This window comes from Pyxidicoccus sp. M6 (assembly GCF_055568925.1).
In genome coordinates, this window is record NZ_CM145714.1 from 2834757 (window position 1) to 2861437 (window position 26681).

A 26681-nucleotide genomic window follows, 5' to 3' on the forward strand; every position below is an offset into this window, starting at 1 on the left:
ATGCGCCGCCATTCCCATCGCGGCCGCATGACGGCCAGGAGCGCACGCCACCCCCATGTCCATCCAGCCCGGCCTCCCGGCCCTGCTTCCGACCTACGCGCCCTATCCCTTCCCCATCCACCGGGGCGAGGAGGACCGCGTCTACGACGACCAGGGGCGGGCGTACCTGGACTGGTACGGCGGGCACTGCGTCTGCGCCACCGGCCACTCGCACCCGCGCGTGGCCGAGGCCGTGGCGGCCCAGGCCCGTGCGCTCCTGTTCTATTCGACGGCGGCGTCGCTGCCGGTGCGCGACGTGGCCGCGGAGAAGCTGGTGGCCTTCGCCCCCGAGGCGATGGCGTCCGTCTTCTTCTGCAACTCGGGCGCGGAGGCGAACGAGAACGCGCTGAAGATTGCGCTCCTGCTGACGGGGCGGAAGCGGCTGGCCGCCATCGAGGGTGGCTGGCACGGGCGCACGCTGCTGGCCCTCTCCGTCACGGATGACCCGAAGCTGACCGAGCCGCTGGCGGACTTCCTGGTGCCGAAGAAGGTGCTGCCCTTCAACGACGTGGCCGCGCTGGCGTCGGTGGACCTGTCCGACGTGGCGGCGGTCATCGTCGAGCCCATCCAGTCCATTGCCGGCGTGCGCACCGCGACGGCGGAGTGGCTCCTGGCCCTGCGCCGGGCGTGTGACGCGAGCGGTGCGCTGCTCATCTTCGACGAAATCCAGACGGGCATCGGGCGCACGGGCTCGCCGTTCGCCGCGCAGCACTTCGGCGTGACGCCGGACCTCATCACCTGCGCCAAGGCCATGGCGTCCGGCGTGCCCATGGGCGCGGTGTTGATGACGGCGAAGGTGGCGCGGAGCCTCAAGTCCGGAGACCTGGGCTCCACCTTCGGCGGAGGCCCGCTCGCGTGCGCCGCGCTGAGCGTCACGCTGGACATCCTCCGTGACGAGCGGCTCATGGAGCGCGCGCTCCACGTGGAGGCCGTGCTGCGCCGAGAGCTGGAGGGCACCGTGGTGCGGGAGATTCACGGCGCGGGGCTGCTGCTCGGCCTGCGCGTGGGCCCGAGGGCCTCGGCGCTGCGTCAGCACCTGCTCGCGTCGGGAATCCTGGTGGGCGGCTCGCACGACCCGGAGGTGCTGCGCCTCATGCCGCCGCTCGTCGTGCGCGACGAGTCCGTCGCCGCGCTGGTGAAGGCCATCCGCGCCTTCCCGGGGTAGGGCGACGGCGCGGTGGCGCATCCGCGGAGCTTCACCTAGATGGGGGCCATGGCCCCTGTCACCTTCCGCATCGCCACCGCCGCCGACCTGCCCACCATCCTCGCGCTGCTCGCCGATGACGCGATTGCGCGCTCGCGCACGGGCTATGTCGAGGAGCCCAACCCCGGCGTGCGCGCGGCCTTCGACGAGATTGCCGCCGACCCGAACAACGAGCTCATCGTCGGAGAGCTCGCGGGCGAGGTCATCGCCACGCTGCAAATCACATACATCCCCGGCCTGAGCCGCGGCGGGATGCGCCGCGCGCTGGTGGAGGCGGTGCGCGTGCGCTCGGACCTGCGGGGCCAGCGCATCGGTGAGCAGTTGATGGAGGACGCGATGGCCCGCGCCCGGGCTCGCGGTTGCGGGTTGATGCAGCTCACCACCGACAAGCGCCGCGCCGACGCCCACCGCTTCTACGCGCGGCTGGGCTTCGAGGCGAGCCACGAGGGCATGAAGCGCGCTCTCTGACCGCCAGGCTTCGAGGCGGCCAGACATGGAGCGCGCCGTGAGCCTGCCGCGCCTTCACACGGTGGCCGCGAGTGCGAAGCCCTGGAGCACCTCCACGCGCTCCACCCGGGGCGGCTCCGCCAGCAGCGGCGCCGCCTGCCCGAGGAAGGCCTTCAGGTGCTCCGACTCCATGTGCGCCGCGAGGGCCGGAGCATCCGCATAGGCCTCGTAGACGAACCAGCGATTCTCGGCATCGAGGCTCCGCTGCACCGTGTAGATGCGCGCTCCGGGCTCTCCGCGGGTGCGCTCCACCAGCGAGCGGAAGGCCTGCTCGAACCGCGAAGCGTGGCCGGGTTTGACATTCAGCGTGGCGATGACGGCGTGCATGACTCGCGTCCTCCTGGAAGGGAAACGCGAGCAGGCTAGGAACGACGCCCCCGAGAGGGATTGTAGAAATGTGTCAGGCCGCGCGCCGTCGCGAGGAAGCGCCCCGGCGTGGTTCCCAGCACGTCCTGGCAGGCGTGAATCACGTGCGCCTGGTCGAAGAAGCCGAGCGCGAGCGCGCGGTCCAGGTACCTGTCCCCGCGCTCCAGCAGCACGCCCTGGATGAGCCGGTGCACCCGGAGAATCGTCTGGAAGCGCTTGGGCATGAGGCCGGTGGCGGCCCGGAAGCGGCGCTGGAAGGTGCGCGACTCCAGGCGTGAGGTCTCCCGGACGGATGCGAGGCTGTCCGAGGGCTCGCGCATGAGGTGGGCGATGGCCGCGTCCACCCTCCCATCCGGACGAGCATGGTGCGCGAGCACCTGCCGCAGCCACGCCGCCACGAGGTCCGCGCGAGCGACTCACCCCAGATGTCCAGGGCGGACCGCATGCCCGTGAAGCGCTCCAGCGAGGGCTCGGGGAGGAGATGGCGCAGGGCCCCGGCCCGGAGGCGGACCGCGAGCAGGTCCACACCTTCCATGGCTTCCAGCGCCAACGGCTCGTCGCGCAGCGCGAGCAACTGCACGGGGGCCCCGCTTCCTCCGGACGCGCCCGCGCGGAAGGACGCGCCGAAGTGGAGGACCAGCTCCGCTCCCACGCCCGGTGCGAGCCGCGGCGACACGCCGGCCATCATCCACATCGACATGCTGGCCGGGCGCTACAAGGTGCACCGCGCCACCGCCGCCCGCTGGGTCGCCGCGGCTCGCACCGAGCTGGTGGACCGGGTGCGCGCGCGTCTCGTTCAAGAGCTGGCCTTGAGCGAGGCCGGCGTGGACGAGGTGATTACCCTCGGCAACCTGCAGGACAGCCTGGGCGCGCTGCTGCGGCGCACGCGCTGAGAAGGCGGTTGCGAACGCGCTCGAAACCGTCCTCGACAGCAAGGAGCCACCGATGGCATGTCAGCAATGCCCGGCTGCTCACGTCGGCGGGGGCGACCTTTCCGGAAACAGGGGTAGACCGAAAAATGGAGTACTTGAAGAAGCTGGGGCTGGGCCTCGTCGTCGCAGCAGCCGTGATTGGCTACAAGTTCTACAGCAAGAGCAGCGCGAAGACCGAGGTGCGCACGCAGCTCGAGAACATCTGCGAGAAGGACGCCGAGTGTCTCACCAGCGTCGGGCAGCACTTCGAATCCTGTTTCGAGCAGCACTACAAGCTCGGCGGCCGTCGCCGCGCCGGCGGCCTGGACGAGAGCGCCATGGTCTCCTGCATCAACGGCAAGGCCGGCAAGCAGCTCTTCTCCGTCAGCGCGGAGTAGGAACTTCCAGCTTCACGAGGGGGGACTCAGCCCCCACCGCTGCATCAACCGATACAACTGCGTGCGGTGCAGCCCCAGCGCCCGCGCCGCCGCGCTGACATTGCCGCCGTGCGCGGCCAGCGTGGCCTCCAGCGTGGCGCGGTCCGGAGTCGTCGAAGAGGAAGGCGCGGCGGGCTCGGATGGGCCCTCCAGCGCCTGACCCGCCTCCGCATCCAGGTGCTCGGCGCGCAGGGAGCGATTGCCTGAAGCCTGGGCCTCTCTCGCCGCGCGCCGTGCCTCCCCCAGCAGCTCGCGCACATTGCCGGGCCACGGACGGGAGAGGCAGGCCTCCACGAAGGTGGCGTGCACCGCGGGTACGGGTGCGTCTCGCAGCGCGTGCGCGAGCAGCCACGGCACCTCCTCCAATCGCTCTCTCAGCGGCGGCAGCCGCACCCGGGCCTGGGCCAGCCGGTGGTAGAGGTCCGCTCGGAACTGGCCGGCGGCCACCGCGGCGCGCAAGTCCTTGTGCGTGGCCGAGCACACGCGCACGTCCACCGGCTGCGCCCGCGACGCGCCGAGCGCCAACACCTCGCGCGTCTCCAGCACGCGCAGCAGCTTGGCCTGCACCTCCAGCGACAGCTCCGCCACCTCGTCGAGGAAGAGGACCCCCTTGTCGGCGGCCTGCACGTAGCCCTCCGCGTCCGCCTCCGCGCCCGAGTAGGCGCCGCGCCGCGAGCCGAAGAGGAGCCGCTCGGCCACGCTGGCGGGCACGGCGGCGCAGTTGATGGCCACGAAGCGCCCTCGCGCATTCGGGCCGGAGCGGTGGAAGGCGTGCGCGGCCAGCTCCTTGCCCGTGCCGCTCTCGCCGGTGATGAGCAGCGTGTCACCGGCCGCGGCGGCTGGGGATACCTGCTCCAGCACCGCGTGGAAGGTGGGGCCCAGCACGACGTCCGGACCTGGGACGACGTCCGCGCCCGCCAGCCGCCGCACGTCCTCGCGGAAGAGGGCCAGCGTGTTGCCCAGGCGCAGCACGCGGGGCGCGGTGAAGGTGCGGCGGCCCACCACCTGCTCGCCGTCCACGAAGGTGCCGTTGCGGCTGCCCAGGTCCTCGACGCGCCAGTGCGAGCCCTCGCGGCGCACCTCCGCGTGCTGGCGCGAGAGGCGCTCGTCGGGGAGCGGAAGGTCGCCCGCGCCCTCGCGTCCCAGGGTGAGCCGTCCGTCCACGAGCGGCACGGGACGGAACAGCGGCGTGCCACCCGAGAACACGAAGACGAGGCCGGGCCGGGGTGGCTCCGGCGCGGCCTGCTCCAGTTGGCTGTCTTCCTGCGTCTCCAGGTCCTTCCGCATCGTGTCCCCGAGGTCCCGGCTCCTGCCTGGCGAGAGGCTGGCACAGGCGACTCCGCACCCGCCAGTCACGAGGGCGGCGATGCTCTCCCCAGGGGTTCGGCCTGGGCGGCGCCGGCCACGCCACGTCGTTGGGCACCCGACATGCGGACCCCATCATGACGGTCTCCCCGGAAGCCGGGTCCAGGCGTTTGCGTGACGACGCATCCGTGTCAGCCTTCGGCGCCGGGACTCCGACGGAGGGAAACGCATGGACTGCCCGGACCGGGAGACATGGCAGGCCTGGAGCCTCGGCGCGTTGCCAGCGGAGCTGCTGCGCGAGCTCACGTCACACCGCGAGGGCTGCGAGCACTGCCGCGGCCTCGGCCACGTTTCGGGGACTCCGACAGCCGACGACGTCTCCACGTCCACCGGCAGCAGGTCCCGGCTCGCGTCGCGCCCGCTGATGCGGGGCACGAGCGTGGGGCGCTACGTCGTGCTGGAGCCGGTGGGCTCCGGCGGCATGGGCGTGGTGTACGCGGCCTATGACCCGAAGCTGGACCGCAAGGTGGCCCTCAAGCTGGTGCGCACGGATGCGGACGTGCCGGGCGCGGCGCGGCAGCAGCGGCTGCTTCAAGAAGCCCAGGCGCTCGCGCGGCTCTCCCATCCGAACGTCGTCTCCGTGCACGACGCGGGCAGCTTCCTGAAGGACCAGGTCTTCCTCGCCATGGAGTTCGTCGACGGCGGCACGCTGCGCGACTGGCTGAAGGACGGCTCCCGCTCCTGGCGCGACACGGTGCAGGTCTTCCTCCAGGCGGGGCGCGGGCTGGCGGCCGCGCACGCGGCGGGACTGATTCACCGCGACTTCAAGCCCGACAACGTCCTGCTCGGCAGGGACGGGCGCGCGAGGGTGACGGACTTCGGGCTCGCGCTGCTGCACACCGAGGTGGAGCGCGAGGGAGCCAGCAGCGTCTCCGTGGTGGGCACGCGCGGCTACCAGGCACCGGAGGTGCTCGCCGGCCGTCCCGCGGATGCGCGCGCCGACCAGTTCTCCTTCTGCGTCGCGCTGTACGAAGCGCTCCACGGACGCAGGCCCTTCGATGAAGGCTTCGACAAGCCGCTCGTGCTACCGAGAGACATCCGCGTCCCCGCGAAGGTGCGGCGCGTGCTGCGGCGCGGCTTGTCCCTGGAGCCAGGAGAGCGCTACCCATCGCTGGATGTCCTGCTCCAGGAGCTGACACGAAGCACGGGCGCAACGCACGTGCGCCGGCTGGGCCTCGCGGCAGTTGCCCTGGCCATGCTCATTGGAGTGGGCCTCTTCCCATACACGCGCTGGAGAGAGAGTCGTGCATGCGCCGAGTCCGCGAGCCTCGCGGGCCTCTGGGACGACTCGAGCAGGGATGCGGCTTCGCGGGCCTTCACCGCCCTTTCAAAGCCCTTCGCGACGGAGGCCTGGAGGCGCGCCGAGCCGCTACTGGATGCCTATGCCAACGCCTGGGCCGCCCAGACGCGGGACAACTGCGAGGCCACACGCGTGCGTGCCACGCAACCGGAGGAGGAGTATCGCCAGCGCGCCACCTGCCTGGAGCGGCGGCGCGACGAGCTGCGCGCGCTGGGAGACCTGCTCGCGCAGGCGGACGACGAGGTAGCGGGCAAGGTGGTGCAGGCCGTGCAGTCGCTGAGCCCCGTCACGCAGTGCGGCCCGGATACGACGCCGCCTGGCGGCACGGCGGAGGAAGCCGGGGACACCAAGACGCTGTGGGCCCAGGTGGCGCGGGCCCGCGTGCTGCGCGCGGCGGGCCGGTACACCCAGGGCATGGCGCTGGCGAAGGACGTTGCCGAGCGTGCCGCCCGTGGTTCCTCGCTCCAGGCGGAGGCCCTGCTGTGGCTCGGCGCGCTCCAGGACCTCGCGGGGGACGCCCGGGCCGCGGAGAAGAGCCTCGACGAAGCGCTGTTCGCGGCACAGCGTTCGCGGCAGCGGGAGCTCGAAGCCTCGGCGTGGATTCACCTCGTCAACACAGTGGGCGTGAACCAGGGGCGCGCCGAGGAGGGCCGGCGCTCCGCGCGCCATGCCGATGCGGTGCTCGACTCGCTCGGCCGGCCTCCGCGGCTGGAGATTGCTCTGTCCACGGCCCAGGGACAGCTCGCCTGGCGCGAGGGGAAGCCGGTGGAGGCGCTCCAGCACCTGGAGCGGGCGCTGGCCCTGCAGGTGAAGGAGCTCGGCCCCGACCACGTGGACGTGGCGCGCACCCTGACAATGATTGCCGTCGTCCAGCTCGGGCAGACGCGCCTCGCCGAGGCGCGGGCGACGTCCCAGCGCGCGCTGGCGCTGCGTGAGAAGGTGCTCGGCCCGGAGCACCCGGAAGTGGCGGCGTCGCTGCATGTGCTGGGCGCCATCGTCCGGCAGATGGACGAGCTGCCCACGGCGCTCGACCTGACCCAGAAGGCGCTCACCCTGCGCGAGCGGGCCCTGGGGCCCGAGCACCCAGAGGTGGCGGCCTCCGCCAACAACCTCGCCATCATCCTGACGGAGCTGGGCCGCCTGGAGGAGTCACGCCCGTTGTTGCTGCGAACCCTGTCCATCCGCGAGCGCGTCCAGGGGCAGGACCACCCGGAGACGGGCACCGCGCTCAACGGCCTGGGCGTGCTCGCCTTCCTCCAGCACGACAATCAGGAGGCGCTGCGCTACTTCCAGCGCTCGCTGGCCATCAAGGAGAAGTCGCTGGGCAAGGAGCACCTGAGCGTCGCCTTCGCGGTCTGCAACATCGCCATCGTGTTGCACCGGCTGGGACGCGAGCAGGAGGCTCTGGCCTGGCACCAGCGCGCCCTGGAGGTGCGCCTGAAGGCCTTCGGCGAGCGGCATGACGACGTGGCCTACTCGCTCGCGGAGCGGGGCGAGGTGTACCGCGCGCTCGGCCGTCTCTCCGAGGCGTGGGACGACTACGCGCGCGCCCTGCGCATCTATCGCGAGATGGGACGCGAGAAGGTCTCCACCGTGGCCGCGCCCCTGCGAGGCATGGCGGAGGTGCACCTGGCGCGCGGGCACGGCGCCGAGGCGGTGGCCCTCTTCGAGGAGGCCCTGAAGTTGCTGGAGTCGATTCCCGCCACGGCCCAGGACATTGCAGAGGCGCGCTTCGCGCTGGCACGCGGGAGGTACGCGACCGGGCATCAGGCGGAGGCGCTCGCCGAGGCCCACCGGGCCCGAACGGAATTGGAGTCCGCGGGAGAGTCCGCGCGGCACACGCTCGATGAGGTGCGCGCGTGGCTGGCCCGTCACGAGCGCCGCACGGTGGCCACGGCCCACTCCGAGCACGAGGCCCGCCACTGACCTGACACAGCCGTGTCGTCACGTGACAGTCCCCGGTGACAGCGCGCTCACCGGCACGCTCGCGCAAGTGCGCTGAATCCCGAGCCTTCACGCTTTTCACGGATGCTGTGCCGGCTGGCACATCCGTTGCCATTGCCCTGGCCGCAGCCCCCGCCCTCGCGGAGCGCAGCCGCTTCGCGCGGGCGTCCCCCCAGCAAAGGACAGCACCGTGTCTGTGATTGATGACTTCAGGAGAGCATCGTGGCGCCAGGGCGCCCTGGCCCTGGTGGCCGGGACGGCCCTCGTGTCCGCCCCGGCGCTCGCGGCCACCACCATCGTCGCGCAGCACTCGAACAAGTGTCTGGATGTCCGAGGCGGTCCCACCGCCACCCAGGACGGCGCGCTCATCGAGCAGTGGAGCTGCACCGGCCAGGCCAACCAGGCCTGGACGCTGAAGGACATGGGCAGCGGCCAGTACGAGCTCATCGCGAAGCACAGCGGCAAGTGCATCGAGACCATCAACGGCGGCACCGCCAACCTGACGGGCCTCCAGCAGTGGGATTGCAACGGCCAGCCCCGGCAGCTCTGGCGCATGCAGAGCACGGGCGCCACGGGTGAATACCGCTTCGTCCACGTCGCCAGCGGCCGCTGCCTGGACGTGACGGGCGGCCCCACCGCGACGGCGGATGGAGTGCTGACCGAGCTCTGGGATTGCACCGGTGAAGCCAACCAGTCGTGGACAGTGGGCACGCCCACCACGCCGCCTCCACCGCCGCCTGGCACCGGCCCCTACGGCCAGGACGCGAGCCAGTACGTGCTGGCCTTCTCCGAGGAGTTCGACGGCTCCAGCCTCGACACCAGCAAGTGGACGGACCACCTCTGGTACCAGCCCGCGGACTCCACTCCCAACTACGTCATCAGCAACGGCAGCCTGAAGATGTTCCCCGTCGCCGGCACGAGCTACATCCGCGACTACCGTCACATCACCACGGACGGGAAGTACTACCAGACGTATGGCTATTTCGAGATGGAGGCGAAGCTGCCATATGGCCGAGGCCCGTGGCCGGCGTTCTGGCTCTACAACCACGACCAGCCGGACCCGTACCGCCCTGAAATCGACATCATGGAGGCGTACCCCGGCGGCGGTCCGAACAGCGGCTGGTCCGATGCGAACCTGCACCCCACGACGTATGCCGCCACCATCTGGACCGGCTGGCCGGGAGAGCAGGGCGGCACCCGGATGTACAACGCCGGCGTGGACCTCTCGGCCGGGTACCACAAGTATGGCTTGAAGTGGGAAGCCAACCGTCAGTCGTTCTACCTGGACGGCAATCTCATCTACACGACGACGGTGAGCATGCCCGAGCGCATGTACCTCCTGCTGAGCTTCCAGTTCGGCAGCGCCAGCGGCGCGGGTGACTCCACGACGCCGACGGGCCAGGGCAATTCCTTCGACATCCGCTACGTGCGCTCCTGGAAGTTCAAGTGACGCCCCGGAGGACTCCATGAGACTGCATCAAAGACTCTCAGGATTTGCCTATACGTTGCTGCTGGCCGTCTTCCTCCTGGCGCTGAGCCCGGAGGCGCGAGCACAGAGCACCACGGTGCAGCGGCTGGGGACTCCCAGCCTGTCCGCCGCGCCGGGCCAGTCCGTGACGCTGGCCATGCGCTTCAACGCGGTGCCCATGGCCGAGGACTACGGCGTCTTCGTCCACCTCATCGACGCGAGCGGCACCAACCGCGCGCCGTCCAGCTTCGACCACGCGCCGCCCACGCCCACGTCCCGGTGGAGCGGGGCCATCGCCTACAACCGCACGGTGACGCTGCCGTCGTCACTGCCGCAGGGCACCTACTCCATCCGCGTGGGCCTGTATCAGACGCACTCGCCCTGGGGCCGCGTGTCGCTGGCGATGGGCACGGGCGTCACCGTCGACGACCAGCTCCGCTACACCGTCGGCACGCTCACCGTGGGGCCGGTGACGTCGGAAATCCTCCAGCTCGCCACCCCGAGCCTCACCGCGCAGCCCGGGCAGAGCGTGACGCTGGGCATGCGGTGGAACGCCGTGCCGCAGGGGCAGGACTACTACGTCTTCGTCCACTTCGTGGATGCCAACGGCGTGCAGATGCCGCTCAGTGGTGACCACCTGCCGCCGGTCAGCACCACCACGTGGAGCGGGACCGTCTCCTACAATCGCACGGTGACGGTGCCCACCAACTTCCCGTCCGGGCAATACACCCTCCGAGCGGGCCTCTACCCGATGTCCTCGCCCAACAGCCGCGTCACGCTGAGAGCCGGCCCGGGCGTCACCGCCGACAACGAGACGCGCTACATCATCGGCACGCTCACCGTCAGCGGCGGCACCTCGTCCTCCGGCGGGCCCGTGGGACAGGACGCGAGCCAGTACGTGCTGACCTTCTCCGAGGAGTTCAACAGCGGCTTCGACACCAGCAAGTGGAATGACCACATCTGGTACGAGACCTCCAACCCGACCATCAACTACGCGGTGAAGAACGGCGTCCTCAAAATCTGGCCGCAGCGCGACGGCAGCGGGAACTTCTTCAACCGCACCCTCGACACGGACGGGAAGTACTACCAGACGTATGGCTATTTCGAGGTGGAGGCGAAGCTGCCCGTCGGCAAGGGCGTGTGGCCGGCCTTCTGGCTGTTCAACCACCCCGGTGACCGCCGGCCGGAAATCGACATCATGGAGGCGTACCCCGGCGGTGGTCCGAGTTCCGGCTGGGGTGACAGCAACCTGCACCCGGTGGCCTTCGCCGCGACGGTGTGGCCCAACGGCGCCAACAACCCCGCGGCCGGAAGCAAGACACTGCAGACGGTGGACCTGTCCGCGGGCTTCCACACGTACGCGGTGAAGTGGGAGCCGGGGAAGCAGACCTTCTACTTCGACGGGCAGCCGTTCTGGACGCTGAACGTCAGCATGTCCGACCCGATGTACATCATGCTGGACCTCTGGTTCGGCAGCGCGAGCGGCACGCCCGACGGCACCACGCCCACCGGCGAGGGCAACTCCTTCGAGGTCAACTACGTCCGCGCCTGGCAGTTCAAGTCGTCCACGGCGGCGCCGGCCATCGACTACCTGGGCCGGTTCGACACCTCGGACGCCGCGGGGCCGCGCTTCACCTGGTCCAACTCAGCCATCGTCGCGCGGTTCACCGGCCCCTCGCTGGCGGTGACGCTCAACAACACCGAGGACCAGATTCACTTCGCGTACTCCATCGACGGGCAGCCGGCGCAGCGGCTCGCGACGTCGGTGGGGACGAGGACGTACACCCTGGCCACGGGGCTCGCCTCGGGCACGCACAAGGTGGAGCTGTTCCGGGACAACGAGGGCAACGTCGGCGTCTCGCAGTTCCTCGGCTTCAGCTACGGCGGCGGCCAGCTCCAGGCACCTCCCACGTATGCGAGCAACGTCCGCCTGGAGGTGATTGGCGACTCGAATGCGTGCGGTTACGGAGATTTGGGCGCGGACCCATGCCCGTACTCCAATGCGACGGAGAGCGCGTATCACGCGTATCCGCAGCAGACCGCGCGCATCCTGGGCGCGCGGCCCGCGACGAACCTCTGCTACTCGGGCATCGGCGTGTACCGGAACTGGGGCTACGACGGGCCCAGCACCGGCTTCCCCGCCATGCCGACGTACTACCTGCGCACCCTCACCGAGTCGTCGGCGCAGTATGCGTTCCCGACGGATGCGTCCAGGCACCCCAACGTGGTGGTGATTCAACTGGGCGGCAATGACTTCTGGGACGGTGTGGGGCCCACGCAGTCGGACTTCGTCAATGCCTGGGTCGGCCTGGCGAGGACGGTCCGCTCGAAGTACCCCAACGCATGGCTCATCGCGGCGTCATCGCCGATGAACGCCTCGGCGAGGGGATACATCCAGACGGCGGTGAGCCAGCTCCAGGCCTCGGGCGAGTCGAAGGTGCGGTTCCTCGACATGTATGACCCGGACGCCTTCACGAACATGGGCTGCAATGGGCACCCCAACGCGGCGACGCAGCAGCGGGTGGCCACGAAGCTGGCCAGCGTGATTCAGACGCTGGGCATCTAGGAATGCAGGTGGCGCGCCCCTTCAGGCTGGGGGCAGCACGACGACGGCGTCCAGCCCGAGCAGGGCGCCGCGTGGAAGCCCCGACACCTGAAGGGCCGTGCTCGCCGGGGGCGCGGCCTTGTTCACGTAGCGGTCCCTCACTTCGTGGAACACGGGGAGCTGCGCGAGGTCCAGGAAGGTGTTCTGGAGCTTCACCACGTGCTCGAACTTCGCGCCCACCGCGTCCAGCGCGGCCTTCAGGTTCTCGAAGAGCTGCTCGGACTGGGCGCGGAAGTCCCCGGCGAGCGTCCCGTCGCTCCGGGTGCCAATCATGCCGGCAATCCAGACCGTCCGGCCCGGGCCGGTCATCTCCACGACGTGGGTGTAGCCCGGCGGACGGGCCAGGGTGGGGGGATTGATGAAGCGCAGATTCGTCGTCGTCATGTGTTGCTCCTGTTGTCAGTGCTCTTGAACTGCCGCCACGCCGTCCAGGCCGGTGAGCTTCTCGGGGTTGCGGATGATGTAGATGTCTGTCGTTCGGCCGGCCTCGTCATAGGCAAACGAGACGGCGGCCACCGTGTGCCCCTCCTTGCGGAGGACGAGTCCCCGGCCGCCGTTGAGGTCGGCCACGGCCCACTGGTAGCCGTCCCAGTACTGGCGGAGCTTCTGCTCCAGGTACTCCAGCACCTCGGCCTTGCCATGCAGCACCTGGAGGAGGGTGGGCACCTTGCCTCCACCGTCGGCGCGCAGCTCGATGTCGTCCGAGAGCAGCGCCGCGAGCTGCTCCGTGTTGCCGCCGAGGATGGCGACCTTGAAGGCGGCGAGGAGCTGCTCCTGCCGCTCCACTGGCGTCACGTGCCGCACCTTCGCCTGGTCGATGCTGGCGCGGGCACGGGAGATGAGCTTCCGGACCGCGGGCTCCTGGAGCTCGAGCGTCTTCGCCGTCTCCGGATACGAGACGTCGAAGACCTCATGGAGGAGATACGCGGCCCGCTCCTTCGGTGTGAGCCGCTCCAGCATCAGCAGGAACGCCGTCGTGAGGGACGACGCGAGCACGAGGGCGTCCTCGGCGCCGCCCTCCGTGGGGGTGTGGACGGGCTCGGGCAGCCAGGGGCCGACGTAGTCCACGCGGCTGCGGTGGGCGGACCGCGACAGGTCGATGCACCGGCGCGTGCAGGCGGAGGTGAGCCACGCGGACGGGTTGTCGATGTCGCCCTTGTCGGCCTGCTTCCACTTGAGGAACGTGTCCTGGACCGCGTCCTCGGCGTCCGCCCGGGAGCCGAGCATCCGGTAGGCCAGCCCCAGGAGCGTGGGGCGCAGTTCCTCGAAGAGCGCTGTTTCGTCGTGGGAGGTCATCTCGGCGTCCAGGTAACGGGGTGGACCGTCAGCTTCACCGGGACGACGATTGCCCTCCGGAATTTGTGACGTGGCCCGTTCCGCACAGCCGGACTTGCATCGCGGTGCCGAGCCCCTTACCTTGCGCGGCGGTCGGAAAACGGCAGAGCGGTTCGGTGAGCCCCGCTCACTCCCTCGGTGGGAGCACTTGTTCCACCTCGTCCAGGTGAGAACCCACGGCCATTCGAGGCACGCGTGTGCCTTCGGAGGCTCCCATCATGAAGCTGAATCACCTCGACCTGCAGGTCCCCGACGTCCAGCTCACCGCCCGGTTCTTCGAGCGCTACTTCGACTTCGAGCACACCTCGAATCGCGCCTCGCCGGCCATCGCCATCCTCTCGGACCGGGAGGGGCTCGTGCTCGTGCTGCAGAAGCACAAGCGCCCGGAGGAGGCCTACCCCGAAGGCTTCCACATCGGCTTCTACGTCGACAGTGAGGACCGGGTGACGGAGTTCCACGCCCGCGCGAAGAGCGACGGGCTGGAGGTCTCCGACGTCACACGGAACAACCGCGGCACCATGGTGTACTGCCAGGCGCCGGGCGGCATCCTCGTCGAGGTCAACTGCCGGCCACGCGCCGCCTGAGCCGAAGCGCTTCGCTCTTCACCGCCCATCTGTCGCGGCTGCCAGCACGGGAGCCGCGACGGACCGGCGCAGCAGCACGAGCGTGCCCGCCACGAGCAGCGGGCACCCGATGAGCAGTGCCACGTGCTCGGAGGTGGAAAGGCCCGATGTCGCGAGGCGCGTGAGCACGAAGGACGTCGCGTTGTTGAGGATGTGTACGAGCACCGGCAGGCGCACGCTGCCGGTGTGTTCGGCGAGCCAGCCCAGGTACAGGCCAATCACCAGGGCGACGGGCGAGTGGATGGGGTCCATGTGGAGGATGCCGAAGAGCGTGGCCGCGCCAGCGATGCCGGCCGCGCGGCCCCAGCGCTCCACGAGGCGGCTCTGCATGTAGCCGCGGAAGAACAATTCCTCGGCCGTGCCCGCCGCCAGCGTGCCGAAGATCATCAGCAACGTGAACGTCCCGGGAGAGGCCCTGCTGCTGGCCTCCAGCCCCTTCAGCGTCGTGGTCCACGTCCACACTCTCGTGAGGACGGTGGCGCTATCCAGCGCCTGGCCCAGCGCGACACAGCCCACCACCGCGGCCACCCACGCCACGAGAGGCAGCGGTGTCCCGGGCAGGAGGCGCAGCCGCTCACGCCACGGAGTAGGAGACAGGCGCGCGCACACGAACGCCATGGCGAGCCCGACGGTGCTCGACGTCATCACGCCCATCACCTGGACCCAGGGCTCCACCTTGAGCTTTTCGACGAATGCGTTGATGGCTTGCGAGTCCTGGGGTTTCACCCCGGCTCGCGCCGCCTCCATGACCAGCACCACTCCGAAGATGGTGCTCCCAATCATGACGATGGTGGTCAGCAGGAATACGTAGGCGACGAAGACCGTCCACACGCGTGGGCGCGCAGGGGTGACGGCTATCGTCGCGTGGGGGAGGGGAACAGGGGAGCCGGCCTCGGAGGAGGCATGGTGCTGGGAGTCCATGGCGCGCGTGACGTTAGCGCGGGACCATTTCTGACGTCATGAACGCACGGATGTTCGAAATCACTTCACTGGTGGTGTCTTCAAAAAAGAAGTGGTGGGCGTGGGCGAATTCGACGGTTCTGTGATTGGGAAAGACCTGCTCCCAGCGCTCCAGGTCGGTGCGAGGGAAGCCCGGGTCCTCCAGGGCCCAGAAGATGAGCGCCTGTTTGTCTTTGAGCGCGGGCAGGCCGGCCTCCAGCTCCGCGAACCAGTCGCTCGCGGCGGTAATCTGCCCCGGGTAGAAGGCGGCAATGCCTCTCCGGTCGAGCGGGCGGAACGGGCGCACGTAGACGTCGGCCACATCGGCGGGAAGCTCGCGGGCGATGCTGTCCTTCAGCGCGAGGGTGGCAATTCCGTTGAAGTTGGCCTGGATGAATTCGCCCACGGGCCCACCGGCGATGACGGACCATAGGCCGCGCGGCTCGCTCGTGTTCGTCCTCCAGGCCCAGGTGCTTCCCAGGATGACGCGCTTCACGAGCTCGGGACGGCGCTCCGCGAGGGCGATGCCGATGGGGCCTCCCCAGTCCTGGAGGACCAGTGTCACGTTCTCGAGCCCGAGGCGGTCGACGAGCTCTTCGACGACGCGGCTCTCCTCGCGAGGCGCGAAGCCGAACCCGGCCGGCGCCTGGGACAGGCCGAAGCCGGGGTAGTCGAGGGCGATGCAGCGGTAGGAGCCGCGCAGCCCATGAATCAGGTCACGCCACTGGAAGGACCAGGACGGATTGCCATGCAGGAAGAGCAGTGTCTCGCCCTGGCCCTCGTCCACGTAGTGCACGCGCGCGCCGCTCGGCAGGTCGATGAAGCGGTGCTCGACGTCGAACATCGTGCGCGGGATGTCGAAGGCGAGACCGGAGGGGCCAGGCGGCGAGAGGCGTTCGCTCGCGAGTGCGGCGACCACGCCCGTGGCTTCGAGCACACCGAACAGCACGAGTGCCACCGTGCCCGCGCTGAAGCGCCAGGGCCGCTCGACAGCGCGGGGGACGAACCATGCAGTCGTCACTGCCACGGTGACGACTGCGGGGAGCCCCGAGAGGGCCAGACCGGGAGGCCCCATCACGGCCATCCCGAAGAGGAGAACCACGGCAAGCCCCAGAAGGGCCGCCGCCAGCAGCAGACGCGGGCGGCGCGAGCGCTCCGAGAGTGCGCGCCAGGCACACGCCGCGCCCACCGCGACGAGCACGCACGCGGGCGTCACCACCGCGTACCGGAGCTGGGGGAAGAAGAAGAGCCCTCGAGTGCGAGGCACCACTTCGACGGCGAGTGTCGCGAGCAACACGACGGGCACGGACGCCAGCCATCCCGCCGCGAGCGTGCGGAGGAACCTCGCAAGCGTCCAGGTTCTTGGCATCGCAACGCCCGGGACCACGGATTCCAAGCTCATGTCCCTCTCCTCGGCATTGCAACGCGCGGGGCCAGGGGCTCGCCGCTCCCCTGCATCGCCGCGCTCATGGCTACAGGTTCCAAGCGCATGTCATTCACCTCGGGCCTGACGGAACGCGGCGGCGTTCTGCTCCGTCCAGGCCGCGAACGTGCGCGGCTTTCGTCCCAGCACCTGCTCGACGTCGCGAGTGACGGTCTCCGCGCCGCCGGTCTTGATGCGTGCCATCACCTCCAGCATTCCCTCGACGAGTGGCGCCGGCATGCCCGTCTGCAGCATCGCGTCGCGCGCCGTCGCTGGCGGTACGTCCACGAAGCGCAGCGGCCGGCCCACCACCTTGCCGATGATTTCCACCTGCTGGGCGAAGCTCAGTGCCTCCGGTCCCGTCAGTTCGTACCGCTTGCCCTCATGTCCGGGCCGGCTGAGCACGGCGACCGCCACGGCCGCGAGGTCCGCCGGGTCCACCACCGCGACCCTGCCCTCACCCGTCGCCGCGAACGCCATGCCCTGGGTCGCGAGGGTGGGCGCCCAGCCGAGCGCGTTGCTGCTGAACCCACCGGCGAGCAGCACCGTCCACGCGATGCCGGATGCCGCCAGGTGCGACTCCACCGCGCGGTGCCAGTTGCCGATGCGCAGGGCGTCCCGCTCCGGGCCGAAGCCCATGGAGGAGAACTTCACGATGTGCCGGACACCGGCGTCCCGCGCCGCGTCGATGGCGTTGATTTCAATCGACTCCGGCCCCGTCGATAGCAGGAAGACCCTCTCCATACCGGAGAACGCCGGGCCCAGCGTCTCCGGCCGCGCGAGGTCCCCGACGGCGACCTCCACCTCGCCGCCGTGCTTCGCGGCCTTCGACGCGTCCCTCACGAGCACGCGCACCTTCCGGCCCGCCTCGACCAACTGCCGCACCACCAGGCTGCCGACCGTCCCATTCGCTCCAATGACGAGAATCACGGTGTGACTCCTCCTTGATGCGAAGTACCCTAAGTCCAGGGTGGAGGACTGTCAGTGCCTGGAACGCCAGAACAAGTGCTCAATCGTCCAAACCTGAAGGCGCTGTCGAGCGTTGACCCCTTCAGCGACGTGTTCACCGCGATGCGCGTGCGGAACGCGCTGTACTGCCGGCTGGAGGCGACGGCGCCGTGGGGCGCGAGGTTCCCCGGCTCACCGCACGCGAAGTTCGGGCTGGTGACGCGCGGGAGCTGCTGGCTCGAAGTGGCGGGCGAGCCGAAGCCCATCCCCCTGCGAGGCGGTGACTGCTACGTCGTCGCGGCCAATACCGCGATGACAGTGCGCGACTCGCTCCGCACCCGTGCCGTGGACGGGGAGGCGCTCATCCGGACGAAGGTGGGTGACCTGCTGCGCCTCGGTGGCGGTGGCGTGCCGACCGACCTCATCACCGGCCTGTTCGAGTTCGACGAGTGGAGCAGCAGGCCCATCATCGAATTGCTCCCGCGAGTCCTCTGCGTGCGGGGTGACGAGGCCCAGACGGGCGCGCTGGGCGCGACGCTCAACCTCCTCGCACTGGAGACCGCGACGTCCACGATTGGCGCCCCGGTGGTCATCAACCGGCTGGCGGAAATCCTCTTCGTGCAGGCGATTCGGGCCCACTACGCCTCGGGCCGCGCGGGGGAGCTCGGGTGGCTGGCGGCACTCGGCAATGGGCCGCTCGGCGCCGCGCTGCGGGCGATGCACCACGCGCCCGCGCACCCCTGGTCGGTGGAGGCGCTGGCCACCGTCGCGGGAATGTCGCGCTCGGCCTTCGCGCTGCGCTTCAAGGAGCAGGTCGGTGAGACGCCGCTCGAATACCTGACGCGCTGGCGGATGTACAAAGCCGGGTGTCTGCTGCGCGAGAGCGAAGCCGGCCTCGCCGAAATCGCCGACACCGTCGGGTACGAGTCTCCCGGCGCCTTCAACCGGGCATTCCAGCGCATCTACTCACAGACTCCGGGCGAGTTCCGACGGCTCGCCAGGCAGGGCACGCTGGCGAACGCCGGGTAGGCCGGCGCGGCTCATGCGGCGGAGATTCCCGCGAAGAGCAGTCCCAGCCCCGCCGCCAGCAGTCCGAGCGTGAGCGAGCCCGCGCCCACCCAGAGCAGGGCCATGAGCCGGTTGGGGCGCTGCGGGTCCTTGCCGAGGACGGACAGGAAGAAGCCCGCCGGCATCAGCAGCGCGGACACCGGCACGCCGAAGCGCGCGACCAGGTCGAAGGCGAGCGGCAGCCGGGCCGCGTCGATGACCGCCAGGATGGCGATGCTCAGCACCAGCAGCACCGCCGCATGGGCGTGGCCCGCGCGGAAGAAGTTCTTCTGCAGTGCGTTCGCGGGGACAATCCCCCGGCCGACGCGGGTGAGGAACAGGCCCCCCGACTCCACGGTGATGAGCGACAGGAGCAGGGTGCCGATGAGGATGAGGGTGTGGGGTTGGATAGTCATGGTATCCAATGTTAGATAGCGTTGGTATCCAACGCAAGGGAATCGGCATGCGCATCTCGGAGCTGGTGGAGCGGACAGGGGTGCCGCTCGCGACCATCAAGTACTACCTGCGTGAGGGGCTGCTGCCCGCCGGAGAGGCGACGGCCGCGACGCGGGCGGAATACGGTGAGGAGCATGTGCGCCGCGTCGCCGTGATTCGCGCCCTCACCGAGACGGTGGGCCTCAGCGTGCAGAAGGCGCGCGAGGTGCTCCGGCTCATCGACCAGCCGGAGGAGGACCTGTTCGAGACGCTGGGCAGGGCCATCGAGAACCTGCCGCCGGACGTGACGCGGGGCGGGGAATCCGACTACCCGCGCGCCCGCGCAGTGCTGGAGAAGCTGGGGCAGATTTACGACCCGCGCTTCGCCGCGGTGGCGCAGCTGGAGCGCGCGCTCGCCGCGGCCGAGGCGGCTGGCATTCCACTCGATGATGACCGGCTCGCCGCCTACGGGCCGCACATCCGCGCCATCGCCGAGTTCGACGTGAGCCGCATTCCCCCGGACCCCAAGACCGCCGTCGAGTACTCGGTGCTCGGCACCGCGCTCCATGAGCCCGTGCTCATCGCGCTCCGCCGCCTCGCGCACCAGGACATCGCGGCCCGGCGATACGGCATCCCGCCCGGGGAGTCGAAGGCCGCCTCCACGAAGGGTGCGCGCAAGGCGCCCTCCGTGCGAGGTCGTCCGAAGGGTGGGGGATAGGAACAGGGGGCCCGGGTCCGATACGACCGCCGCGCCCGAACGTTCCTGGATGCACGGGGCCGCTGTCTCAGAGGTTCACAACCTTGAATGCCACATCGGGCGCATCCCCCAGCGCGGGGCCTCGCTGCGTCGAAGTCGTGGGACGGGTCGAGCTCTTCGAGCAGAAACGGAGTCTGGCGTGGCTTCCCCATCGTCGTCCCGGACGGCTCCTGGACGTCCTGGGGGTGTGGAGTCCGGTGCGGCTCACCGACTTCGGCACCGCGCGAGAGCGCTACGCCGTGGACGACATGTGGAAGGAAGAGCAGGTGCTGGACTACCTGAGGCTGCGCGCGGACCTGGCGTCGTCCATCCTGCGTACACCGCTGGAGGTGGGCGTCATCCTGCCGCGGGACGAGGGCGCCCGGAGTCCCGCCTTGCCGCATGTCCCTCAAGAGCAGCTCGACGTGCTCCCGCGCATTCATGCCGTGGACGCACAGCCCGGAGGTGTGGCGCTTCCGCGGCTGCTCCAGGGGCCACCCCTGTCAGCGGCGGCATCGCGTGGCGTGCTCGCGGCCATGCTCTCGGGGCTCGAATCGATTCGGCGCTGGGGGACGTCTCCCGCGAACACGTCGCTCCTGCCGGGGCACCTCGAGCTGGAAGTCTGGGTGGGCTTCGATGGACACGTCGAGGTGTGTCCGCTGTTCCGGTTCATCCCCAGCGAAGACTCCATCCATCCCCTGGGACATATTCCCCCGGTCGCGCCCAGCTTCGCGCGCACCGAAAACCTGGAGCCGATGCTCGGGTCGCTCCTGAAGCTCGCCGGAGTCGCCGGCCACGGCGCTCTCCTGCAGGTCTGCCGGAGCATCGATGAACGGCTGGACGACTGGGGCCACGTGGGGACCGAAGTCCCCATGCTCGACAGCGCGGGACGTGCCGCCCTCGCGGAGCACCTGCGGCTTCACTTCCACGACGAGGCGGTGAAGCAGCGCAACGCGGCGGCCTCGCTGCAGGATATTCCGCGCGCGGGCCCGGAAGTGCGGACGTGGAAGACGCAGCCGCTGTCCGCGACGAGCTCCGGAGTGCCTGCTCAGTAATAGTCCTTCAGCGTGAGCCGGCGCTCGCTGCCGTCCTTCAGCGTGAGCACCACCGTCTGTCCGGCGGCGCGGTAGCGCCAGCGCGCGAGCTCCGTGCCGGCGTAGTCGGGGCCGATCTTCTGTCCGTCGATGGCGACGACTTCATCCCCCACCTGCCAGCCCGCGGCGGCGGCCGGGCTGCCGGGAGCCACCAGCTTCACCACGAGCCGTCCCTCCGAGGGAATGGCAATCAAGCCGGAGCGGTCCTTGCGGAAGGGCTGGCGCAGCGCGCGGGCATCCGGGACGAGCATCAGCGTGTCGGTCGCATAGTCCGTAATCATCCGGAAGCGTCCGAGGACGGCAAGCCCCAGGTTGCCGAGGAGCCGGTCCGAGGCGGAGACACTGCCGCCCGCGTCATCGAACACCGTGGGCACGTCCTTCAGGGTGACGCCCGCGAGCTGGATGCGCTTCAGCGTCGCCACGTCGCGCTCGCGCAGCCCGCCCACCGCGCCGGACAGCGTCTTGGAGCTGCGCCGGCCCGTGAGCAGCCCGGCCTGCTGCCAGTACGAGGGGAAGAGTGAGAGCGCTCCGGCATTGCCCACGTCGAAGAGCACGGGAATCGTGGGCCGGCCCTCGACGGAGATGTGGACCGCGCGCTGTCCGCCCGCGGACTCGACGAGGGGCAGGCGCACCGCTCGCGGCGGGGCCTTGAAGCTCGAAGCCTCGTGGAAGGCGACGCGCCGGTTGGGGAAGTCCACGTCCACGACGAGCTGGTTGAAGGCCTCCTTGCCGAGGACGACGGGCAGCGGATGGCCAATCTGCCGGGCCACTTCGGCCAGGTCGATGATGGCGACCGTCAGTCCCGAGAGCCGCAGGTCTCCGATGGTGATGTCCACGCCGCCCGCGAGCTGGGCCTGCGCCTGTCCGCCGCTGCCCACCGCCGCGAGCTGCCCCTGCGTCTTCAGCCCCAGCTCGCGTGCATAGGCCGTATCGACCACCGTCATCTCGGCGCCGCTGTCCAGCAGCACCTGGGTCGCGTGGCCATTCACCTGGGCCGGGATGTAGACGCGGTTTTCGTTGAAGAACTCGAAGGGGATGAAGCCGGTGCCGTGGCGGCCGTTCGCGAAGCTCGCCCGGCGTGTGTCCTGGGGACGCTCGAAGACGGCGGGAGGCACGGGCACGTTCAGCTCCAGCGACTCCACCACCGTCCGTGAGTCGGCGTCCGGGTTGTCGGTGAGCTCCTCCTCCAGGAAGGGCATGCGCACCCCGTGCACCTGGCGCCAGTCCCCCAGCCGCACGAAGCGGGTGTCGTTGTCCTCGCGGATGCGCAGGCCGTGCAGCACCCCGTCGGTCTCCGCGAGGAACAGGTCATAGAGGTCCTCGTCGCCGAAGGTGACGCGCACCACCTTCCACGTCTTTCCGTCGCGCTGCTCGTCGGGTTGGAGCACGAGCTTCGCGCCGGCCCCGCCGCGCAGCGCCGTCCCGAAGTCGAGCGCCACCCGGTGCCGCGCATCCCGCGCATCCGTGGGCGACGCATCCTCGACCTGGCCGCTGGCGTTCAGCTTCCAGCCGCCCTCGGCGGTGATGGCCAGCGAGTTGCGCAGCACCCCGTAGTCCGCGTCCTTGCGGGCGCGTCCGTCACGGTGGCTCCAGGACTCCATCGGGCCCTGCAGTCCGCCCGTCGCGGTCTTCCCCTTGGCGTGGACACTCTCCAGACGCGCGAAGGCGTCTCCGCCACGCCACGTGAGGTGCCGTTCGATGAGCGATTGCAGCGCGTCCGCCCGGGAGGTGGTGGGGACGAGCACGAGGGCGAGGGCCAGCAGGGCCGTGGTGAGGAGTCTCATTCGGTGTCTCGGTGCTTGGAGGAGGAAGGGGGCTGTCCCACGAGGTGGCGCAGGCCGGGCGGGCTCGAGGCGATGAGCGAGAAGGACCGCGACAGCCGTGCGCGCACGGACTGCGGCGCGCTCAGCCGGACCTCCGCGGACAGGCCGCTGTGTTGCAGGCAGGAGAGGTAGACGCTGTCGCTCCAGATGGCCTGCTTGACGCCGGTGCCATCCGGGGTGAGCAGCGCCACCAGGAACTCGCGCGCATCGGCCACGAGCGTGAGCTGCGCGCCCGGCCAGCGCTCCCGCACGAAGTCCGCGCTGGACGAGCGCACGCAGTCGAAGGGCACCTTGGGAGTGTCGTCGTAGACGAGCCCGGCGATGGCCACGCGCCGGGTGCTCGCCTCGGTGAGCGATGGGGCGAGGGCGTCAAAGGGGGAAGGGAAGAGGTCGAAGAGCACCAGTTCCTTCGCGCCGGCAATCATCGCCCGCGCGCGCTCCATCACCTGGGCGGTGCTCTTGAGGTGATAGATGCGGTCGTCCTGCACGGGAGCATGGAGCTTGCGCAGCGCCTCCGAGGCCTCGCGCCTGCGCGTCTCGAAGCCACGCTGCAGCGCCGCCAGCACCTCGTCCGGCGGCACGGGCCGGAAGGAGCGGGGCTCGCCCTCCTCGACGAGCACTGCTCCCTTGTGCTCCAGGGAGGCGAGCGCCTGGTAGATGCTCGGAGGCGCCTTCCCCAGCGCCTGCGCGAGCCGGTACCCGGTGGCGGGCGCTCCCTTCAGCAGCTCGCAGTACACCCGCGCCTCAACCTCGGTGAACCCAAGGGCCACGAGCCCTTCGTCCGCGTCCATGGGTCGTTGTTATTACTCAGGACTAATAATAGTCAAGCCGGACGCGCCCGGCCGGGCGCCCGCGACTTCGCCTTGACGTCGTGGCGCTCACGCAACATAAGAAGTTACATGAGACGGGACAGCCGGCTGTCGGTGGCGCTCCATGTGCTCCTCCACATGGAGGAGATGGGGCCCGTGGTGACGTCGGAGGCCATCGGAAAGTTGATGAAGGCGAACCCGGTGGTGGTGCGGCGGACCATGGCGGGCCTGCGCGAGGCCGGCATCATGCGCTCGGAGAAGGGACATGGCGGCGGATGGTCGCTCGCGCGCAAGCTCGAGTCCGTGACGCTCGCGGATGTGTACGAGGCGCTCGGCACGCCCGTCCTGTTCAGCATCGGCCATCGGAACGAGAGCCCCGGGTGTCTCGTCGAGCAGGCCGTCAACGGCGCGCTCGGGAAGGTCCTCGGCGATGCCGAAGCGCTCCTGATGAAGCAGCTCCGGAGCATCTCGGTGGCGGACCTCGGGAAGACCGTTCAACGCAACCACGCTCGGGCCACGAAGAAGGGAACGACTGCCCATGGCTGACATCACGCACCGCACCGTCGAGACGAACGGCGTCCGTCTCCACATCGCCGAGGCTGGTGAAGGACCGCTCGTGTTGCTCCTCCATGGCTGGCCCGAGTCCTGGTACTCGTGGCGCCATCAACTCCGGGTGCTCGCGGCGGCCGGCTACCACGCCGTCGCGCCCGACGTTCGCGGCTACGGGCAGAGCGACAAGCCGGAGGCCCTCGAGGCGTACAGCATGAAGCACCTGCTCGCCGATTGCGTCGGCCTGCTGGATGCGCTCGGGGAGAAGACGGCCATCGTCGTCGGCCACGACTGGGGCGCGACGATGGCGTGGAACTGCGCCGCGCTCCATCCGGACCGCTTCCGCGCCGTCGTCGGGATGAGCGTCCCGTACCTCGGTCGCCCGCCCATGCCGCCGACGCAGCTCTTCGAGCGCATGTTCGGAGAGCAGTGGTTCTACATCCTGTACTTCCAGGAGCCGGGCGTCGCGGAGGCCGAGCTGGAAGCGGACATCCCGAGGACGATGCGCACCCTGCTCGCGGGCGTCGCCGGTTTCGACACGACGAACGACGTCGTACGGGCCCGGAAGAAGGGAGACGGATTCCTCACGGGACTCGAGGTGCCGCGCACGCTTCCGGGTTGGCTCACGGAGGCGGACCTCGCGTACGTGGTGGGGGAGCTCCAGGGCAGCGGCTTCCGGGGTGGGCTCAACCGCTACCGCAACATGGACCGCGACTGGGAGGAATTGCCCGGGCTCGCGACGGCTCGAATCGAGCAGCCCGCCCTCTTCCTCATCGGGGAGAAGGACCCGGCGCGCGCCATGGCTCCGGTGGACCTGATGAAGCCGCTGGTGCCCCGGCTCGAAGAGGTGCGCGTCATCCCGGGCGCGGGCCACTGGGTGCAGCAGGAGCGCGCGGCGGAGGTCAACGCGGCGCTGCTGGCGTTCCTGGAGAGGCTGCCCGGCTGACGGAAGTCGCTCCGGGGCGGACTCTGCGGACGAGGCGGCACGCATCCCGAGGACCGGGAGCGCTACGCCGCCACGAAACGTGAGCTCGCGAAGCGGGAGTGGAAGTACGTGCAGAACTACGCCGACGCGAAGACGGGCGTCGTGCGGGAGATTCTGGCGAGGGCCCGCGCCGCGAACGGAACGGGAGCCGGGTGACTCAAACCTGACATGAGGCTGTCAACAGCGTGGCCGAGCATCCGAGGCGCATGACGGGATGCACCGTCGCTTGCCCAGGAGGATGACCATGGAGAGTCCCGCGGACGTGGTGAAGGCGTACTTCGATGCGTGGGAGACGAAGGACGAGGCGAAGCTGCGAGGCACGCTGGCGTCCAACGTGACCTTCGTTGGCGCGCTCGGCACGGCGGAGGGCGCGGAGGCGTGCGTGAAGGGGCTCGTCAACGGAATGTGGAAGGTGTCGCCGCGCACGACGGTGCTGCACCGCTTCGTGGATGGCAACGACGTGCTCACCTGGTCCGAGATATTCCCCTACGACGGCGCGCCCGTACCGGTGGCGAACTGGAGCCACGTCGAGAACGGACGCATCAACAGCATCCGCGTCACCTTCGACCCAAGGTCCATCCTGGCGAAGCGCTGACGCTCCCCAGGGGCTCTTGTCCGAACGGGGAGGAGCCCGGCCCCTGCGCGGAGACGCGGAGGCCGGGCGCGCCGGCTAGGCGGCGCGAAGCGATGCGGCGGCTTCCGGCTTCACGGGCTCGGGCTCCAGCACCACGCACTGGAGCACGCCCGCGAGGCCCTTGAGGCAGATGGCCGCGGTACGGGCCACGGCGAGCAGCGCGAGGGAGCCCTGGACGCGGTCCCACTGGTGCGCGTCGTAGACAATCCACATGGCGCCCGAGGCCGCCATGGCCCACCACGCCCAGGCGAGCTTCCCGCCGCGCATCATGTAGGCCACCCGGAGGATGGGCGCCACGAGCACGATGGTGACGATGTCGCCGAGCGCGGAGACGACGCTGGCGAGCGTCTGCGGAACGGAGGCGCCGCCGTCGAGGAGCAGCTTCACGTTGCTCGACAGGTGCGGCAGCACGATGGCCAGCGCCACCGCCGCGCACAGCGCCCACAGGGCGTTCGTCCTCCAGCTGCGCGGCGGCTGCAGGCCCGAGCGGCGGTAGGTGAGCGCCAGCAGCACGAGCGCACCGGGGTTGAGGACGTTCAGCACCACCACGGCGAGCGTGCGCACGGGGGCGAGCGGCGAGTGCTCGAAGGGCACGTCCTGAACGGAGAGCATCCACCCCACGCGCAGCGAGGACGCGACGAAGAGCAGCACGGCGGAGATGGCGAACATCGTCCACACGCGGCGCAGGTAGTCCCCCGGGGAGAAGGCGCGCGCCGCCATCACCGTGCCCGCGGTGCTCAGCAGCGAGGCGGCAAGCCCGGCGAGCTGGTGGATGAGCGGGAGTCGCTCGGGGGACTGGAGCGAGAAGAGCACGGCACCTGCGTGCAGCAGGACCAGGCCGGCGCCAATCGCCGCCGCCGTGCGCTCATTGAAACGGAGGTTCATCGCATCTCCGGATGGAGCGACAGTTGTTCGATGACGCTCTTGGCGCGCGCGGCGCCCAGGAAGGTGTTGAGCATGGGCCGGAGGCCCTCGATGAGCGCGGGAAGGTCCGCGGGAGTAAGTTGCTCCAACGGGCGCTTCGCGCTGCGCAGCGCGGCGGTCTGCATCGCCATCTTCGCCGTGAAGTCACCCAACAGCGCTCCGAGCTGACGCTCGATGCCCTCTTGCCAAGTGCCGGCGGGGGCCGGTGTGCCTGTCGTTGAAATGGAACGC

At 69.9% G+C, this 26681-nt stretch carries 27 protein-coding genes and 1 pseudogene; 15 read left to right on the top strand and 13 right to left on the bottom strand.

The genetic code is table 11. The features are described 5' to 3' along the window. The first annotated feature begins 55 nt into the window (after positions 1-55). Together ACVTJA_RS11790 and ACVTJA_RS11795 are read left to right on the top strand one after the other, a co-directional pair. Positions 56-1204, top strand: a complete 1149-nt coding sequence (locus ACVTJA_RS11790) for an aspartate aminotransferase family protein (protein ID WP_465836457.1) — start codon at positions 56-58, stop codon at positions 1202-1204. A 48-nt stretch (positions 1205-1252) separates the two neighbouring features. After that, positions 1253-1711, top strand: a complete 459-nt coding sequence (locus ACVTJA_RS11795) for a GNAT family N-acetyltransferase (RefSeq protein WP_465836458.1) — start codon at positions 1253-1255, stop codon at positions 1709-1711. A gap of 54 nt (positions 1712-1765) precedes the next feature. Here the strand turns inward: ACVTJA_RS11795 and ACVTJA_RS11800 are convergent, their stop codons facing one another. Together ACVTJA_RS11800 and ACVTJA_RS11805 are read right to left on the bottom strand one after the other, a co-directional pair. Further along, positions 1766-2077, bottom strand: a complete 312-nt coding sequence (locus tag ACVTJA_RS11800) for a putative quinol monooxygenase (RefSeq protein ID WP_465836459.1) — start codon at positions 2075-2077, stop codon at positions 1766-1768. Between the two features lie 35 nt (positions 2078-2112). After that, on the bottom strand, positions 2113-2514 hold the full coding sequence (locus ACVTJA_RS11805) for a helix-turn-helix domain-containing protein (protein WP_465836460.1): 402 nt from the start codon (positions 2512-2514) through the stop codon (positions 2113-2115). Positions 2515-2649: 135 nt separating this feature from the next. Here ACVTJA_RS11805 and ACVTJA_RS11810 point away from each other — a divergent pair, with 135 nt between their 5' ends. Continuing rightward, positions 2650-3009, top strand: a complete 360-nt coding sequence (locus tag ACVTJA_RS11810) for a hypothetical protein (RefSeq protein ID WP_465836461.1) — start codon at positions 2650-2652, stop codon at positions 3007-3009. A 125-nt stretch (positions 3010-3134) separates the two neighbouring features. Continuing rightward, positions 3135-3425, top strand: a complete 291-nt coding sequence (locus tag ACVTJA_RS11815; RefSeq protein WP_465836462.1) for a hypothetical protein — start codon at positions 3135-3137, stop codon at positions 3423-3425. Positions 3426-3437: 12 nt separating this feature from the next. Here the strand turns inward: ACVTJA_RS11815 and ACVTJA_RS11820 are convergent, their stop codons facing one another. After that, a complete protein-coding gene (locus ACVTJA_RS11820) occupies positions 3438-4751 on the bottom strand; it encodes a sigma 54-interacting transcriptional regulator (protein WP_465836463.1) in 1314 nt (437 codons plus the stop codon). 247 nt (positions 4752-4998) lie between these two features. Here ACVTJA_RS11820 and ACVTJA_RS11825 point away from each other — a divergent pair, with 247 nt between their 5' ends. The 3 genes from ACVTJA_RS11825 to ACVTJA_RS11835 all read left to right on the top strand — a co-directional run bounded on the left by ACVTJA_RS11825 (position 4999) and on the right by ACVTJA_RS11835 (position 12107). Then, entirely contained in the window at positions 4999-8055 is a 3057-nt protein-coding gene (locus ACVTJA_RS11825; RefSeq protein WP_465836464.1) for a tetratricopeptide repeat protein, read from the top strand. A 208-nt stretch (positions 8056-8263) separates the two neighbouring features. Beyond that, complete coding sequence (locus ACVTJA_RS11830; protein WP_465836465.1) at positions 8264-9523, top strand: RICIN domain-containing protein; 1260 nt, start codon at positions 8264-8266, stop codon at positions 9521-9523. A 16-nt stretch (positions 9524-9539) separates the two neighbouring features. After that, positions 9540-12107 (top strand): family 16 glycosylhydrolase, encoded by a 2568-nt coding sequence (locus tag ACVTJA_RS11835; RefSeq protein WP_465836466.1) that lies wholly within the window; start codon positions 9540-9542, stop codon positions 12105-12107. Positions 12108-12128: 21 nt separating this feature from the next. Here ACVTJA_RS11835 and ACVTJA_RS11840 read toward each other — a convergent pair whose 3' ends face one another. Further along, entirely contained in the window at positions 12129-12530 is a 402-nt protein-coding gene (locus ACVTJA_RS11840) for a RidA family protein (protein WP_465836467.1), read from the bottom strand. 15 nt (positions 12531-12545) lie between these two features. After that, positions 12546-13442, bottom strand: coding sequence for an RNA polymerase sigma factor SigJ (sigJ, locus tag ACVTJA_RS11845; RefSeq protein WP_465836468.1), 897 nt, complete (start codon positions 13440-13442; stop codon positions 12546-12548). Between the two features lie 257 nt (positions 13443-13699). On the opposite strand from sigJ, the gene ACVTJA_RS11850 reads away from it, so the two are divergent. Next, complete coding sequence (locus tag ACVTJA_RS11850; RefSeq protein ID WP_465836469.1) at positions 13700-14065, top strand: VOC family protein; 366 nt, start codon at positions 13700-13702, stop codon at positions 14063-14065. Between the two features lie 18 nt (positions 14066-14083). On the opposite strand, the gene ACVTJA_RS11855 is transcribed toward ACVTJA_RS11850, so the two are convergent. From ACVTJA_RS11855 to ACVTJA_RS11865, 3 genes are all read right to left on the bottom strand, one after another. Beyond that, a complete protein-coding gene (locus ACVTJA_RS11855; protein WP_465836470.1) occupies positions 14084-14935 on the bottom strand; it encodes a lysostaphin resistance A-like protein in 852 nt (283 codons plus the stop codon). Positions 14936-15038: 103 nt separating this feature from the next. Further along, entirely contained in the window at positions 15039-16445 is a 1407-nt protein-coding gene (locus ACVTJA_RS11860) for an alpha/beta fold hydrolase (protein WP_465836471.1), read from the bottom strand. A 90-nt stretch (positions 16446-16535) separates the two neighbouring features. Then, on the bottom strand, positions 16536-17396 hold the full coding sequence (locus ACVTJA_RS11865; RefSeq protein ID WP_465836472.1) for an SDR family oxidoreductase: 861 nt from the start codon (positions 17394-17396) through the stop codon (positions 16536-16538). A gap of 75 nt (positions 17397-17471) precedes the next feature. On the opposite strand from ACVTJA_RS11865, the gene ACVTJA_RS11870 reads away from it, so the two are divergent. Next, positions 17472-18443 carry an AraC family transcriptional regulator gene (locus tag ACVTJA_RS11870; protein ID WP_465836473.1) on the top strand — a complete coding sequence of 324 codons (972 nt, stop codon included), beginning with the start codon at positions 17472-17474 and terminating at the stop codon, positions 18441-18443. An 11-nt stretch (positions 18444-18454) separates the two neighbouring features. Here the strand turns inward: ACVTJA_RS11870 and ACVTJA_RS11875 are convergent, their stop codons facing one another. Then, positions 18455-18877, bottom strand: coding sequence for a hypothetical protein (locus tag ACVTJA_RS11875; protein WP_465836474.1), 423 nt, complete (start codon positions 18875-18877; stop codon positions 18455-18457). A gap of 47 nt (positions 18878-18924) precedes the next feature. On the opposite strand from ACVTJA_RS11875, the gene ACVTJA_RS11880 reads away from it, so the two are divergent. Both ACVTJA_RS11880 and ACVTJA_RS11885 read left to right on the top strand, forming a co-directional pair. Further along, positions 18925-19614 carry a MerR family transcriptional regulator gene (locus tag ACVTJA_RS11880; RefSeq protein ID WP_465836475.1) on the top strand — a complete coding sequence of 230 codons (690 nt, stop codon included), beginning with the start codon at positions 18925-18927 and terminating at the stop codon, positions 19612-19614. Between the two features lie 137 nt (positions 19615-19751). Beyond that, positions 19752-20687 (top strand): hypothetical protein, encoded by a 936-nt coding sequence (locus ACVTJA_RS11885; protein WP_465836476.1) that lies wholly within the window; start codon positions 19752-19754, stop codon positions 20685-20687. On the opposite strand, the gene ACVTJA_RS11890 is transcribed toward ACVTJA_RS11885, so the two are convergent. Next, positions 20681-22510, bottom strand: coding sequence for an aspartyl protease family protein (locus ACVTJA_RS11890; protein WP_465836477.1), 1830 nt, complete (start codon positions 22508-22510; stop codon positions 20681-20683). The two genes, ACVTJA_RS11885 and ACVTJA_RS11890, sit on opposite strands and share 7 nt — an antisense overlap. Beyond that, positions 22507-23340 (bottom strand): TrmB family transcriptional regulator, encoded by an 834-nt coding sequence (locus ACVTJA_RS11895; protein ID WP_465836478.1) that lies wholly within the window; start codon positions 23338-23340, stop codon positions 22507-22509. Before ACVTJA_RS11895 ends, ACVTJA_RS11890 begins: the two co-directional genes overlap by 4 nt. Before the next feature lie 108 nt (positions 23341-23448). Here ACVTJA_RS11895 and ACVTJA_RS11900 point away from each other — a divergent pair, with 108 nt between their 5' ends. The 4 genes and pseudogenes from ACVTJA_RS11900 to ACVTJA_RS11915 all read left to right on the top strand — a co-directional run bounded on the left by ACVTJA_RS11900 (position 23449) and on the right by ACVTJA_RS11915 (position 25487). Beyond that, complete coding sequence (locus tag ACVTJA_RS11900) at positions 23449-23904, top strand: Rrf2 family transcriptional regulator (RefSeq protein ID WP_465836479.1); 456 nt, start codon at positions 23449-23451, stop codon at positions 23902-23904. Beyond that, the gene (locus ACVTJA_RS11905) at positions 23897-24853 is read left to right on the top strand and encodes an alpha/beta fold hydrolase (RefSeq protein WP_465836480.1); all 957 of its coding nucleotides are present in this window, start codon (positions 23897-23899) and stop codon (positions 24851-24853) included. The genes ACVTJA_RS11900 and ACVTJA_RS11905 overlap by 8 nt, the downstream gene beginning before the upstream one ends. A gap of 96 nt (positions 24854-24949) precedes the next feature. After that, a pseudogene (locus ACVTJA_RS11910) lies at positions 24950-25048 on the top strand (hypothetical protein); the annotation flags it as partial. A gap of 88 nt (positions 25049-25136) precedes the next feature. After that, positions 25137-25487: a nuclear transport factor 2 family protein gene (locus ACVTJA_RS11915; RefSeq protein WP_465836481.1), complete on the top strand. Its 351-nt coding sequence runs from the start codon at positions 25137-25139 to the stop codon at positions 25485-25487. 75 nt (positions 25488-25562) lie between these two features. On the opposite strand, the gene ACVTJA_RS11920 is transcribed toward ACVTJA_RS11915, so the two are convergent. After that, positions 25563-26411 (bottom strand): hypothetical protein, encoded by an 849-nt coding sequence (locus ACVTJA_RS11920; RefSeq protein WP_465836482.1) that lies wholly within the window; start codon positions 26409-26411, stop codon positions 25563-25565. Further along, positions 26408-26602 (bottom strand): hypothetical protein, encoded by a 195-nt coding sequence (locus tag ACVTJA_RS11925; protein WP_465836483.1) that lies wholly within the window; start codon positions 26600-26602, stop codon positions 26408-26410. Before ACVTJA_RS11925 ends, ACVTJA_RS11920 begins: the two co-directional genes overlap by 4 nt. Positions 26603-26681: the final 79 nt, after the last annotated feature.

Bases quoted from the DNA above. Each gene is read 5' to 3' on its own strand.
- ACVTJA_RS11790 (WP_465836457.1), top strand. From the start codon at position 56: ATGTCCATCCAGCCCGGCCTCCCGGCCCTGCTTCCGACCTACGCGCCC.
- ACVTJA_RS11795 (WP_465836458.1), top strand. From the start codon at position 1,253: ATGGCCCCTGTCACCTTCCGCATCGCCACCGCCGCCGACCTGCCCACC.
- ACVTJA_RS11800 (WP_465836459.1), bottom strand. From the start codon at position 2,077: ATGCACGCCGTCATCGCCACGCTGAATGTCAAACCCGGCCACGCTTCG.
- ACVTJA_RS11810 (WP_465836461.1), top strand. From the start codon at position 2,650: ATGGCTTCCAGCGCCAACGGCTCGTCGCGCAGCGCGAGCAACTGCACG.
- ACVTJA_RS11815 (WP_465836462.1), top strand. From the start codon at position 3,135: ATGGAGTACTTGAAGAAGCTGGGGCTGGGCCTCGTCGTCGCAGCAGCC.
- ACVTJA_RS11820 (WP_465836463.1), bottom strand. From the start codon at position 4,751: ATGCGGAAGGACCTGGAGACGCAGGAAGACAGCCAACTGGAGCAGGCC.
- ACVTJA_RS11825 (WP_465836464.1), top strand. From the start codon at position 4,999: ATGGACTGCCCGGACCGGGAGACATGGCAGGCCTGGAGCCTCGGCGCG.
- ACVTJA_RS11835 (WP_465836466.1), top strand. From the start codon at position 9,540: ATGAGACTGCATCAAAGACTCTCAGGATTTGCCTATACGTTGCTGCTG.
- ACVTJA_RS11840 (WP_465836467.1), bottom strand. From the start codon at position 12,530: ATGACGACGACGAATCTGCGCTTCATCAATCCCCCCACCCTGGCCCGT.
- sigJ (WP_465836468.1), bottom strand. From the start codon at position 13,442: ATGACCTCCCACGACGAAACAGCGCTCTTCGAGGAACTGCGCCCCACG.
- ACVTJA_RS11850 (WP_465836469.1), top strand. From the start codon at position 13,700: ATGAAGCTGAATCACCTCGACCTGCAGGTCCCCGACGTCCAGCTCACC.
- ACVTJA_RS11860 (WP_465836471.1), bottom strand. From the start codon at position 16,445: ATGAGCTTGGAATCCGTGGTCCCGGGCGTTGCGATGCCAAGAACCTGG.
- ACVTJA_RS11875 (WP_465836474.1), bottom strand. From the start codon at position 18,877: ATGACTATCCAACCCCACACCCTCATCCTCATCGGCACCCTGCTCCTG.
- ACVTJA_RS11880 (WP_465836475.1), top strand. From the start codon at position 18,925: ATGCGCATCTCGGAGCTGGTGGAGCGGACAGGGGTGCCGCTCGCGACC.
- ACVTJA_RS11890 (WP_465836477.1), bottom strand. From the start codon at position 22,510: ATGAGACTCCTCACCACGGCCCTGCTGGCCCTCGCCCTCGTGCTCGTC.
- ACVTJA_RS11895 (WP_465836478.1), bottom strand. From the start codon at position 23,340: ATGGACGCGGACGAAGGGCTCGTGGCCCTTGGGTTCACCGAGGTTGAG.
- ACVTJA_RS11900 (WP_465836479.1), top strand. From the start codon at position 23,449: ATGAGACGGGACAGCCGGCTGTCGGTGGCGCTCCATGTGCTCCTCCAC.
- ACVTJA_RS11905 (WP_465836480.1), top strand. From the start codon at position 23,897: ATGGCTGACATCACGCACCGCACCGTCGAGACGAACGGCGTCCGTCTC.
- ACVTJA_RS11915 (WP_465836481.1), top strand. From the start codon at position 25,137: ATGGAGAGTCCCGCGGACGTGGTGAAGGCGTACTTCGATGCGTGGGAG.
- ACVTJA_RS11920 (WP_465836482.1), bottom strand. From the start codon at position 26,411: ATGAACCTCCGTTTCAATGAGCGCACGGCGGCGGCGATTGGCGCCGGC.